Here is an 11,509-nt window from a genome sequence, read left to right on the forward strand (position 1 = left end):
AGTATTAGGCCCACTAAAAACCCAAGCCTACTTCGACTTGGGTTCGTGGTTTTGCTTTAAAGAAAAATAGTCGGGGACGGGGTCGGTACCGCCTTGGGCGAAGGGGTGACAGCGTAGGATGCGAGCTATTCCCATCAGAACTCCTGCTAGGCCGTGCTTTTCGATGGCCTGGATCATATAATTAGAACAGCTTGGCTGGTAACGACAGGATGCTGGCGTCAAAGGTGAAATCAATTTCTGGTAGAGCCGGACTGGGGCAATCAGGAGCTTTTTCATTGGTGCTTGGTCACAGCTGCATTGTGGAGCTGGCTGACTTCCTTCTTGCTCAAGCGACGGGATTCCCCTGGTTGGAGACCACGAAGATTGAGGGTCCCAAACTGGGTGCGTGAGAGCTTATCCACCAAGAGACCGACGGCTTGAAACATATTCTTGACCTGATGGTTGCGACCCTCGTGAATGGTCAACTCGACAAGCGAGCGATTCTTATCGGGCTCAACCTTGATAATTTTATAGCGGGCTGGGCCTGTTTTCTTGCCATCAATGACAACACCCCGAGTCAGAGGTCGCAGGTTTTCCTTGGTGGCCAAACCCTTGAGACGGGCCAGATAGACCTTGTCAATCTCATTGCGGGGATGAATCATCTCATCAGTAAAGTCCCCATCATTGGTTAAAATCAAGACCCCAGTCGTATCCCAGTCCAGCCGACCGACCGGATAAATCCGCTCCTTAACATCAGGCAGGAGGTCAAGGACGGTCTTTCTACCCTTGTCATCAGAAACACTAGAAATCACGCCCCGAGGCTTGTTAAGAAGGTAGTAGACCTTCTCTTCATTGTAGATGGGTTGACCGGACACCTCGACTCGGTCACCATTTTTTACGGTGGTCGCCAACTCAGTCACCACTTGACCATTGATGGTCACCAGGCCTTGTTTAATCAGCTCTTCTGCTTTACGCCGACTGGCTAGACCAGCATGGGCAATGTATTTGTTAATTCTCATGGTTTTCTTTCTTTTTAAATATCATCCTCACTAAAGAGGGTCATTTCTTGGTCAACCAGCTCAATGCTTGAGGCATCCACCAGCTCATCTAGGCTATTGATACCCATATAGTCCAAGAAATAATCGGTGGTCGCATAGAGGTTGGGCCGGCCGATGACTTCCTTCTTGCCGACTTCCTGGATGAGGCTAAAGGCCTGCAACTTGGAAATAGCTCCGCTGGAATTAACCCCGCGGATGCTATCAACCTCGACCCGAGTAATGGGCTGCTTGTAGGCCACGATGGAGAGAACTTCCAAACTGGCCCGCGACAGGCTCTGATTGATAGGAGCCTTGGCATACTGGCGCAGGAGCTCAGCATGTCCCTCCTTGGTCACAATCTTGTAGGTATTGGAAGACTCTAGGAGGCTGAGGGCACAGTCTTGATCCGAGCTGTATTTCTCTGCCAGCTTTTCCAACTGCTGAGCGACAGCTGTGACGGAAATATCCAGAAGACTAGCCAGATTGCGCTGGCTGAGGCCATCTTCTCCTGCCACGAAGAGCAGGGCTTCAATTTGGGCTAAGTAAGACATTAAATCTGCTCTCCTTCTAGGGCCGTCAAAGTGACTTGGCCAAAGTTCTCTGTTTGCTGAGCTCTGACCCGACCAACCTTAATCAATTCAAGGGTGGCCAAAAAGATGGTGATAAGCTCATTCATGGACTGAGCTTCCGAGAAGATTTCTCCCAGCTGGACAGACTTGTGACCCGAAAGTCGGGAGGAGACCAGCTCCATCATATCCTCAATCTTGTAGTCATCACGCTCAATAGTGGTATGGCTATTTTTGATTTCTTCTTGCTTGGCTGACATGACCTTAGAAAAGGCCAGATAGAGGTCCAGGGGCGTTTTGTCGTGGGACAATTGAGCATCCTCATAAATTAGCTCTTGCTTGGGCTTGGAGAAATACTGGGCCCTGGCCTCATGCTGGGCCGCCAATTCCTTGCTGAGCTCTTTGTAGCGCTGGTACTCTTCCAACTGGCTGAGCAATTCCTGCTCTGGGTCTTCTTCCAAAGGCGTTTTATCCACCACCTTAGGCAGGAGCTTACGACTCTTTATCAGCATGAGCTGGCTGGCCATGACCATATATTCGCCAGCCACTTCTAAGCGCATGGCCTGCAGGGTGGAGATATAGGCCAGATACTGCTCGATGACCTCAACGATGGGCACATCATAAATATCCATTTCGTATTTAGAAACTAGGTGCAAGAGCAAGTCCAGCGGTCCTTCAAAATCTTTTAGTTTAATATCCATTCTTGTAATAGGGTTCCAAGGTTAGTGGGCTCTTGAGGCCCAATTTTTTCATTAAATCAAAGAGTGAGGTGCCCTTTTGTACCTCTCTTAAAATGTATTGCTCTCGCAATTTCTGGGCGGTCAAATCAGAAAAACCGACTTGCTTCAAAAAGCTATTGAGTTGGTTGAAAAACCACTGCCGAGAATAAGGTTGCCCCTTCTTATCAAAGAGATAGGTCTCTTTTAATCTATCAGAGCTAGTCTGTCTCAGCCAAGCTAAAAGCACCTCAGGCAGAGGCAGAATCCTCACCTGGTCAGACTTTTGCAGACGAATCACCTGAAATTCCAAATCCAAGTCAGCCTGCTTAATCCGGGCAATCTCACTGGGCGTTAGACCCAGTTCCAAAATCAAGAGGGCAATCCACTTGCCAGGGCTGGAGTCTGCCTGCACAAAAGAGGTCAGATTCAGAATTTCTTGCTGTTTGGCCTCTATCCTGACCTTTTCATGACTTTTCAAGCGGTGATAGCTGTCCACCTGCCCCTCTTCATAAAGATAGAGGAGAAATTGATTGACAGCAGAAAGCTTGCGTTTGCGGGCTGAGGGCTTGAGCTCCACCAGCGATTGCTGGTAAAGCTTGATTTTACTCGGAGAAATCTGGCCATCTACCTGCCTAGCAAACTGCTGCAAATCGTAGCTATAGGATTTGCGAGAATTCTCCGACAAATCTTTGCTGGCGATAAAGTCCTTAAGACTCTGGGTCAACTGGTTCAATTCTATACTCCTGGGTAAAATTGTGCAGTAGGCTATTGATAGATTTGAGAACCTTCTTACGGGTGATAATACCCAGAAAAATTCCCTGGCCATCAATCACAGGTAAAAAAGGAAAATCGACAATCTTATGCAAAATCTCTGTTAAATCTGCTTCATCTGTCAAAATTTCAATCTTATGATTGAGCATCTCGATAATCTCAAGCTCCATCAAATCTTTTTCTGACAGGCCTTCCTTAGCCTGGTAGGCCAGAATATCCGCCATGGAAATCGTCCCCATATAGCGTTTATCTGTTGACATGACAGGTATTCTCGAATAGCCATTCCTGGTCAAAAGGAGCATAACATGCCCTGCCTTGTGATTAGACATAACCAGAGCAAGCTCCTCAGCAGGTGTAAGATAGTCTGGGACAAAAGGCTGGAGGTAATCTTCAAATTCTTTAGCAATCATCGTTCAAATTCCTGACTTAAACTTGGATAGAGTTGGTGGTCACGCCTGTAGTAGTCCACCTTAATAGTCGTTTCTGAAATGTCAATCTTGGCATAGAGTTTTTCCATGATTTCACCACGAGGTTGGAGAACCGAGCCTGGATTGATAAAAACAGTTTTACCATTGCGCCAGGCACTTGCCCGGTGCAGATGACCATAGAGACAGATATCGGCATCTTCAGATTGGGCCCAAAGGTCCAGTCGTTCCCAAGTAAAATTAATACCGTAAAGATGGCCATGGGTCTGGGCAATAATAGCATCACCCAGATGAGTGACCAAGGATTCTGGGTAACCATTGTCATAGTCACAGTTCCCCCTGACAACCTTAATCCCTTCCCAAATAGGGTCATTTGAAGGGAGCTCGGAGTCGCCATTGTGGAAAATGGCATCGACCTTTCCTTGATAGTGGTCTTTAATGGTTTGGATAATATCTCGATCCCCATGGGAATCGCTCATCACTATGATTGTTCTTTTTGCCATGCTGGAAATACCTCCATCAACTTCGCAACGGCCAGACCTCGATGAGACTGAGCATTCTTTTCTTCCGCTATCAATTGGGCAGCACTTCGGCCGGTCTCACCAACAAGAAAGAGGGGATCATAGCCGAAACCATTGTCTCCCTTGGCTTCAAATCCGATATAACCCGGCCAATCGGCTTCAACCACCAGGCTCTGGCGCCCAGGAGCTGCCACGACTAGGGTCGTGTGGAATTGGGCCGAGCGGTCCTTTTCGTCAAAAACCATGGCCAACTCGTGTAGGAGCTTGGCATTGTTCTTGTCATCATCCGCATCTGGGCCTGCAAAACGAGCCGACCAGACTCCAGGCAAACCGCCTAGAGCATCGACCTTGAGGCCCGAGTCATCAGCCAAGACCATTTGCCCCGTCAATTTTGCGATGGTTTCAGCCTTGAGCCTAGCATTTTCTTCAAAGGTCGTCCCTGTTTCCTCCACTTCTGGTAGGTCGGGATGGTCATTAAGATTTTCAACCGTCAAGCCTAATTTTTCAAACATCTGCCGAAATTCCTTGGTCTTGCCCTCATTGCGGGTGGCAATAAGAATCTTATCACCAAAGCCCACTTGAGAGCTCTCTGAAAAGAAATCCGCCAGGGGGAGACCCTGCTCAGGCAGGTGAACTAGTCTTAGTTGCTGACCTTCACTTAGGATGGTAGCCCCCTTGTGCTGCTTGATGTCTAACTGGCGCCCCAAGGTCTCATTAATCACATCCACTATAAAGGCTAGCAAGCGAAAATCCGAAGAATAACGCATAATTACAATATCAAGACCCTGCTGCTCAGGAATAAGACTTGCGACTTCCTGCTCAATCTTTGAGAAATCTCCTGCGCCACCTAATTGATAGATACGGGAAAAATCGCTCCACTTACCGACAAACCAATCTTGGTCGTCCTTGTATTCATAAATTTTATCTGTCATAGCTTAACATGCTCCACATTTAAATCCTGACCCAGCCAAGTCTCGGCAATTTCCTTAAAACTCTCAACACCAGCTGTTGTATAGAAACGATGCTGGCTAGTCGCAACCTCACGGCTACGATTGAGTTGGAAATAATTGAGCAAGACTGAGACATCCCGAATGGTCTCAGCCCCACTATCAATCAGCTTAACCGATGGCCCCATGACATTTTGAATAATCCCTCGCAAGAGGGGATAATGGGTACAGCCCAATATCAAGGTATCCACCTTGCCAACTAGGGGAGCCAGGCTCTCATAGACCACCTTTTTAGCGACACTAGAGGTCATCTGGTTGGACTCCACCAGAGGGGCAAAGCGGGGACAAGCCAAGCTGGTTACCTGCATCTGGGGAGCCAAATCAACGATTTTTTCCCGATAGATGTCGGACTTAACTGTCATGGGGGTCCCAATGACACCAATCTTGCCAGAACTTGTTGACTTGATGGCGGCACTAGAACCTGGCAAAACCACGCCCAGCACAGGAATATCTAGCTTCTCCTTAATTTCCTCCCAGACTACAGCGGTCGCTGTATTGCAGGCAATGACAATCATCTTGACATCCTTGGTCAAAAGGAAATTGACCAGCTGCCAAGTGTAATCGCGAATCTGCTGGGCTGGCCTAGGACCATAAGGAGCCCTAGCCGAATCCCCAATATAAACAATTTCCTCATGAGGAAGTTGTCGCATGAGTTCACGGACAACCGTTAAACCACCGACACCAGAATCCAAAAAGCCAATTGGTCTATTATCCATTGCTCACTTCCTTAAATAAAGGAGTTTAGGAAAATCCTCAGCCTGGCTAATTGACTTCCTCTTACTCCTACTCTCTCAGTCGCAAAAATCGCAGTTTTCAAGCGACAAAAATACGAAGCTGAGGACTTCTGTCCCAGCTTCCTCTTTTCTTTGCTTATTTTTTCTTGCCTGCTTGCGCTTTTGATTGCTTGATGATATTGCGATAGGTTTGTTGAATCTTAGCTTCATTAGGCTTTTGCCCCATAGAAGACATCATTTCCCGAATCGCATCAGGGGTCAAACGAGGGTATTCCGCAATTTCCTTTGTAAATTGCCGACGAGCAATATAAGCCCCTAAAAGAACTCCACCCATCAGGGCAACAGCAATCAATAAAATAGCTAACCAAAGTGCCATGTTTTAATAACTCCTAGTAATTTTTTACATAATTGATTATAGCAGAAAAGGGCAGTAAAAACAATTGACAAAGTCGCTCTATCCTTTCCTTCCAGAGCGACTATGAATTCTGCTAGGGCAGAATTCTATGTCACTTACTAACTTCGATAAAACAGTATTATCGACTGGTTTATCTCCGTGTCGCAACCTCGGAAAGTTATCTAAGGGCCTTTGGCACTTGATAACTAACGCCAATCACTTTTGGTGATTTGGCTACCTGCCTTACTAACTACGTCAAACCAGTATTATCGACTGGTTTGACTTCGTGTCACAACAGACAAAGCAGGTCTAACTTACTTTCTTTAGACCTGCTACGAGAATTGCTAAGGCAATTCTCTATGTCACTTACTAGCATGATTGAGTTGCTATCATCGACCAACTAAGTGAGCCGTCGCAACGGGCAAAGTATCTCTAATCCTATTTTCTAAGAGATACTACAAAAACTTCTAGAGAAGTTTTTTATGCCCCTCACTAATTCCGCATGGCTAGTATTATTGACTAGCCATGCTTCATGTCGCAACTTTAGATAGTTATCTAAGCGCCTTCGGCACTTGATAAGAACGCCAATCAAAAACACCTGAGACAACAGTCCCAAGTGTAGGTTATGCTGGTGATTTATTCTTCCAATCCAAATCCATAGAGGGTGGCAAAATAGTCCCCTGGTTTTTCGGCTCGGCGGATGAGTTTGGCACTGCCGTCTTCTTGCAGGAGAACTTCTGCTGAGCGCAGGCGAGCATTGTATTGGTAGCCCATGGAGAAGCCGTGAGCACCTGTATCATGAATGACAAGGGTATCGCCGACTCTGGGCTCAGACAATTCACGATTTTTAGCAAACTTATCGTTGTTCTCACAGAGAGAACCGGTCACATCAACCACCTGAATCGGTCCATCGGGATTTGAGATATTGGTGATATGGTGATAGGCATCATACATGGCTGGACGAAGTAGGTTGACGGCCGAAGCGTCAACGCCGACATAATGGCGATAGGTATCCTTGAGGTGAAGGACCTTGGTCACTAGATGACCGTGCGGAGCCAGCATAAAGCGACCTAGCTCAGTAAAAATCTTAATCTGTCCCAAGCCATTCGGCACAAGAATTTGGTCAAACTTCTCGTGAACCCCTTGACCGATGACAGCAATATCATTCTGCTTGTCAGCTGGGCTGTAGTCAATCCCGATACCGCCAGAAAGATTGATAAAATTGAGCTCGACTCCCGTTTCCTCCCTAATTTCTAGGGCCAATTCAAAGAGCTGACCGGCCAGGGTCGGATAATAATTATTGGTTACCGTATTCGAAGCCAAAAAAGCATGGAGTCCGAACTGCTTAACCCCCTTGGCCTTGAGGTCCTTGTAGCCCTGCAGTAATTGTGCCTTGGTCATCCCGAACTTGGATTCCTCGGGATGGTCCATAATATCTGTCCCCAGCGAGAAGACCCCACCGGGATTGTAGCGAAGGGAAACCGTCTCAGGAAGGCCTGCCACTTCTTCCAGAAAGGCAATATGCTCATAGGCATCCAAATTAATCATGGCGCCAACTTCTCTGGCATAAACGAATTCCTCAGCCCTCGTATCGTTGGAAGTGAAGCTGATATCCTTGAAATCCAGCTTCTTGGCCATCATGACTTCAACATCGGTGGCACAATCGACACCACAGCCTTCCTCTTGGAGAATTTTTAAGATAGATGGATTAGGGGTTGCCTTAACGGCAAAATACTCCTTGAAACCTGGATTCCAAGAAAAGGCCTGATTGACAGCTCTAGCCGTTTCCCGAATTCCTTTTTCATCATAGAGATGAAAGGGGGTCGGAAATTCTTTTGTAATCTGGTCTAATTGCTCTTTACTAACAAAGGGTGTTTTCATATAAACAAGGGCTCCTCAAAAGTATTTAGTCCATTATAGCATAGAAAAAGCCAGTAACCAAGGGCTACTAGCTTTCTCATTTGTCTGACTTTTAATCGTTTTTGGGAACTTAATTGACTTAAGCTTCGATTTCTGAAACGATACCTGAACCAACAGTACGTCCACCTTCACGGATAGAGAAGGTAGTACCTTGTTCAACAGCAATTGGGTGGATCAATTCAACGTCGATAGTAACGTTATCACCAGGCATAACCATTTCAGTACCCGCTGGCAATTCGATTGAACCAGTTACGTCAGTTGTACGGAAGTAGAACTGTGGACGGTAGTTGTTAAAGAATGGAGTATGACGTCCACCTTCTTCTTTAGAAAGGATGTAAACTTCACCTTTAAACTTAGTGTGTGGGTGAATCGAACCAGGCGCAGCCAACACTTGACCACGTTCGATTTCATCACGTTGGATACCACGAAGAAGCACACCAACGTTATCCCCTGCAAGACCTTCGTCCAATTGTTTACGGAACATTTCAACTCCGGTAACAACTGCTTTTTGGATTTCGTCCTTGATACCAACGATTTCAACTTCGTCGTTGACCTTAACAGTACCACGGTCGATACGTCCTGAAGCTACAGTACCACGTCCAGTGATTGAGAATACATCTTCGACTGGAAGAAGCAAAGGCTTATCAGTATCACGTTTTGGTTCTGGAATGTAGTCATCAACGATGTCCATCAATTCCATGATCTTGTCTTCGGCAGCTGTATCACCTTCAAGAGCCTTAAGAGCTGAACCTTGAACAACAGGGATATCATCACCTGGGAAATCGTATTCTGAAAGCAGGTCACGGATTTCCATTTCAACCAATTCAAGCAATTCTTCATCGTCAACCAAGTCAACCTTGTTCATGAAGACGATAAGGTTCTTAACACCAACCTGACGTGAAAGCAAGATGTGTTCACGAGTTTGTGGCATTGGTCCATCAGTAGAAGCTACTACAAGGATAGCTCCATCCATTTGAGCGGCACCGGTAATCATGTTTTTAACATAGTCCGCGTGTCCTGGAGCGTCGATGTGAGCATAGTGACGTTTTTCAGTTTCATATTCAACGTGTGCAGTGTTGATTGTGATTCCGCGTTCGCGTTCTTCTGGAGCAGCATCAATAGATGAGTAATCTTTTGGTTGGTTAACTGCTGAAGGCAAGCGACGTGCCAATACAGTAGTGATAGCTGCTGTCAAGGTAGTTTTACCATGGTCAACGTGTCCGATAGTACCAATGTTAACGTGTGGTTTACTACGATCGTATTTTTCTTTTGCCATTTAGGAAAAGCCTCCAATAAAATATATTTTATAGATAGACGGTAGGCAATACAGTCTAACTTTACCCTACTATTCTAACAAATTGTTCTAGAAATGCAAGCTTTTTACGTTGATTTAGCTAATTTCTTTTGTGCGCTTTCCTTACTAGTGACGCCGATTTGACCGCCTTATCATTTGCTAGAAAACTGGGAAAAAGTTAATACTCGATTAAAATCTAAGCAAGTACTTTTGATACTTGCTTAATAAGTGCGGACGCAAGCAAACTCCTTACAGAGTTTCATTGCTAAATTTTGAGCCTTGGTCTCAAAATTTCCGTTATTAGCAACTACTACCTTGTTGCTAATAATTCCACTTTGGCGAAAGTATCATTTTCCTTAGTAAAAAGATCTTATCCTTTTTCCCATATGTGGTCAAAGGGATGTCAGTAACGATTTCTGATTGAACTTCAAAGACTACTAATACTCAATGAAAATCAAAATTGGCCAAGGCAACGAACTGCAGGCAGTACTGAAGTACGGCAAAGTGAGTTAACGACGGATAGTTTTGATTTTCGAAGAGTATAAACCAAATTAACTTACAAGGGGACAGCAATAAATAGGAGAGAAATAAAGCCGAACACTCGTTCGACTTTAACTAATAACTTTAAATTCCTGCGTTTGGGCTCGATGAATCTCTTCGGTTGCCTCTTGATAAATCTCTTCGCGTTTTTCATTGGCATCAATATTTAAGACGATACCAACTGCTACAGACAGAAGCAAGAGGCTGTTTCCCCCTTGAGAGAGGAAGGGGAAGGTAACTCCTGTTGAGGGGATGAGGCCCGAAATCCCACCGATATTGACGAAGACCTGCATAAGAAGCATGCCACCAATCCCTAGAGCCATCATGGCGTTAAAAGGATTCTTAGCCTTAATCCCGACCAGCATAATTCGCAAAATCAGGAAGAAGACCAGAGCTAGAATCAATCCAGCCCCGATGAAACCTAACTCTTCAATGACAATGGAAAAGACAAAGTCTGTCGTTGCCTCAGGCAGGTAGCCATTCTTTTCAATGGAATTTCCCAAGCCGCGACCCAACCAGCCACCATTAGACATGGCATAGTAGGAATGAGCCAGCTGCAGGCCTGAGTCCGCGAGGTCTTTAAAGGGATTATAGAATGCCGCAAAACGCTTGGCAACATAACCAAAGACTGGGACTTTGGACATGGTCTGAACCCCAACGACACCAATGATGCTCAGAAAGATTGCAGAGACCCCAACGACAAAGGCCATCAGGGAGGTATACCAACGATAGCCAATGCCACTAAGGGCAAACATAATCAGCCCAGACAGGACAATGATGGAAGCATTCCCCAAGTCGGGCTGGATGACAACCAGACCTATCATAATCAAGGAATAGACTCGCCAGTCCTTTAGGTCATCTAGACTTCTCGGAAACCAGCGCCGCCTCGTTAGGGCTTGATAGTCATAGGTTTCAATGTCCGCCTGCCGTCTTGAAAAAGTGAAGGCCAGAAGCCAGACCATGATAAGTTTGAGGTACTCAGCAGGCTGGAAGGTGATGGGTCCCAAGGAAATCCAACCATTGGCCCCATTGATTTCTTCTGAGAAAAATTTTGCAAAAATCAAGAGGACAACCTCGACCAAAAGGGCCGCCGTCAGGACATGCTTATTCTTTAAAAAGTTTAATTTTAATCGGTATATAAAGGTGATAGCTACTAGGCTAACCAGCCAGAAAGCTCCTTGGTTAATGACCGACTTGAAGGGATTCAAGCCAAATTTTATCAAGGAGACGCTGGTTGTTGAATAAACCACAATCAAGCCAATCACAGATAGCACCAAATAAGGAATTAATATGGAATAATTCAGCAAGTGCTTTTTATCTATCTTCATGAATGCTCCAATACTTAACAAATCATATGTCTAAGAGTATATCATGTTTGGAGACAAAGTTAAAGGCAGGACCCTACCTGCCAAGTCCGACCCTTCTCCAGAAATGCAGAAGGCGTCTAACTCTTATACTCTTCGAAAATTAAAATTTTCCCACGGATAAAGTCACTCTATGATTTCTTATTAGAGTGACTACAAAAACTGCGATTGTAGTTTTCTATATCCCTAGCTAACTCTGTATAAACTGTGGCAACGACAGCTTATACCTCGTGTCGCG

The 11,509-nt window shown here is 45.5% G+C and carries 13 protein-coding genes; all 13 read right to left on the bottom strand.

Annotated features, from left to right (window positions below):
• Positions 1 to 27: 27 nt before the first annotated feature.
• The 13 genes from yidD to ftsW all read right to left on the bottom strand — a co-directional run bounded on the left by yidD (position 28) and on the right by ftsW (position 11,235).
• Positions 28 to 276: a membrane protein insertion efficiency factor YidD gene (gene yidD, locus DYE66_RS09365; protein WP_115325139.1), complete on the bottom strand. Its 249-nt coding sequence runs from the start codon at positions 274 to 276 to the stop codon at positions 28 to 30.
• The gene (locus DYE66_RS09370; RefSeq protein ID WP_002996969.1) at positions 273 to 998 is read right to left on the bottom strand and encodes a pseudouridine synthase; all 726 of its coding nucleotides are present in this window, start codon (positions 996 to 998) and stop codon (positions 273 to 275) included. The genes yidD and DYE66_RS09370 overlap by 4 nt, the downstream gene beginning before the upstream one ends.
• Positions 999 to 1,012: 14 nt before the next feature.
• Entirely contained in the window at positions 1,013 to 1,567 is a 555-nt protein-coding gene (scpB, locus tag DYE66_RS09375; protein ID WP_115325140.1) for an SMC-Scp complex subunit ScpB, read from the bottom strand.
• Positions 1,567 to 2,283 carry a segregation/condensation protein A gene (locus DYE66_RS09380; protein WP_002996821.1) on the bottom strand — a complete coding sequence of 239 codons (717 nt, stop codon included), beginning with the start codon at positions 2,281 to 2,283 and terminating at the stop codon, positions 1,567 to 1,569. The genes scpB and DYE66_RS09380 overlap by 1 nt, the downstream gene beginning before the upstream one ends.
• On the bottom strand, positions 2,273 to 3,034 hold the full coding sequence (xerD, locus tag DYE66_RS09385; protein ID WP_002996824.1) for a site-specific tyrosine recombinase XerD: 762 nt from the start codon (positions 3,032 to 3,034) through the stop codon (positions 2,273 to 2,275). Before xerD ends, DYE66_RS09380 begins: the two co-directional genes overlap by 11 nt.
• Positions 3,009 to 3,482: a cyclic-di-AMP-binding protein CbpB gene (gene cbpB / locus DYE66_RS09390; protein WP_002997126.1), complete on the bottom strand. Its 474-nt coding sequence runs from the start codon at positions 3,480 to 3,482 to the stop codon at positions 3,009 to 3,011. Before cbpB ends, xerD begins: the two co-directional genes overlap by 26 nt.
• Positions 3,479 to 4,000 carry a metallophosphoesterase gene (locus tag DYE66_RS09395; protein ID WP_002996948.1) on the bottom strand — a complete coding sequence of 174 codons (522 nt, stop codon included), beginning with the start codon at positions 3,998 to 4,000 and terminating at the stop codon, positions 3,479 to 3,481. The genes cbpB and DYE66_RS09395 overlap by 4 nt, the downstream gene beginning before the upstream one ends.
• A complete protein-coding gene (locus tag DYE66_RS09400) occupies positions 3,979 to 4,950 on the bottom strand; it encodes a nucleoside-triphosphate diphosphatase (RefSeq protein WP_002997322.1) in 972 nt (323 codons plus the stop codon). Before DYE66_RS09400 ends, DYE66_RS09395 begins: the two co-directional genes overlap by 22 nt.
• Entirely contained in the window at positions 4,947 to 5,741 is a 795-nt protein-coding gene (racE, locus tag DYE66_RS09405; RefSeq protein ID WP_002997375.1) for a glutamate racemase, read from the bottom strand. The genes DYE66_RS09400 and racE overlap by 4 nt, the downstream gene beginning before the upstream one ends.
• Positions 5,742 to 5,895: 154 nt before the next feature.
• The gene (locus tag DYE66_RS09410; RefSeq protein ID WP_002997119.1) at positions 5,896 to 6,135 is read right to left on the bottom strand and encodes a YneF family protein; all 240 of its coding nucleotides are present in this window, start codon (positions 6,133 to 6,135) and stop codon (positions 5,896 to 5,898) included.
• A 654-nt stretch (positions 6,136 to 6,789) separates the two neighbouring features.
• Positions 6,790 to 8,034, bottom strand: a complete 1,245-nt coding sequence (locus DYE66_RS09415; protein ID WP_115325141.1) for a diaminopimelate decarboxylase — start codon at positions 8,032 to 8,034, stop codon at positions 6,790 to 6,792.
• A gap of 118 nt (positions 8,035 to 8,152) precedes the next feature.
• Entirely contained in the window at positions 8,153 to 9,349 is a 1,197-nt protein-coding gene (tuf, locus tag DYE66_RS09420; RefSeq protein ID WP_002997278.1) for an elongation factor Tu, read from the bottom strand.
• A 629-nt stretch (positions 9,350 to 9,978) separates the two neighbouring features.
• A complete protein-coding gene (gene ftsW, locus DYE66_RS09425; protein WP_002996833.1) occupies positions 9,979 to 11,235 on the bottom strand; it encodes a cell division peptidoglycan polymerase FtsW in 1,257 nt (418 codons plus the stop codon).
• Positions 11,236 to 11,509: the final 274 nt, after the last annotated feature.

The sequence above is a fragment of the Streptococcus downei MFe28 genome, assembly GCF_900459175.1.
Classification (GTDB): Bacteria; Bacillota; Bacilli; order Lactobacillales; family Streptococcaceae; genus Streptococcus; species Streptococcus downei.

What these genes read in the sequence shown, in the direction of transcription:
- cbpB (WP_002997126.1), bottom strand. Translation starts at nt 3,482, where the DNA reads ATGATTGCTAAAGAATTTGAAGATTACCTCCAGCCTTTTGTCCCAGAC.
- DYE66_RS09380 (WP_002996821.1), bottom strand. Translation starts at nt 2,283, where the DNA reads ATGGATATTAAACTAAAAGATTTTGAAGGACCGCTGGACTTGCTCTTG.
- yidD (WP_115325139.1), bottom strand. Translation starts at nt 276, where the DNA reads ATGAAAAAGCTCCTGATTGCCCCAGTCCGGCTCTACCAGAAATTGATT.
- DYE66_RS09410 (WP_002997119.1), bottom strand. Translation starts at nt 6,135, where the DNA reads ATGGCACTTTGGTTAGCTATTTTATTGATTGCTGTTGCCCTGATGGGT.
- DYE66_RS09395 (WP_002996948.1), bottom strand. Translation starts at nt 4,000, where the DNA reads ATGGCAAAAAGAACAATCATAGTGATGAGCGATTCCCATGGGGATCGA.
- DYE66_RS09370 (WP_002996969.1), bottom strand. Translation starts at nt 998, where the DNA reads ATGAGAATTAACAAATACATTGCCCATGCTGGTCTAGCCAGTCGGCGT.
- scpB (WP_115325140.1), bottom strand. Translation starts at nt 1,567, where the DNA reads ATGTCTTACTTAGCCCAAATTGAAGCCCTGCTCTTCGTGGCAGGAGAA.
- DYE66_RS09400 (WP_002997322.1), bottom strand. Translation starts at nt 4,950, where the DNA reads ATGACAGATAAAATTTATGAATACAAGGACGACCAAGATTGGTTTGTC.
- ftsW (WP_002996833.1), bottom strand. Translation starts at nt 11,235, where the DNA reads ATGAAGATAGATAAAAAGCACTTGCTGAATTATTCCATATTAATTCCT.
- racE (WP_002997375.1), bottom strand. Translation starts at nt 5,741, where the DNA reads ATGGATAATAGACCAATTGGCTTTTTGGATTCTGGTGTCGGTGGTTTA.
- tuf (WP_002997278.1), bottom strand. Translation starts at nt 9,349, where the DNA reads ATGGCAAAAGAAAAATACGATCGTAGTAAACCACACGTTAACATTGGT.
- DYE66_RS09415 (WP_115325141.1), bottom strand. Translation starts at nt 8,034, where the DNA reads ATGAAAACACCCTTTGTTAGTAAAGAGCAATTAGACCAGATTACAAAA.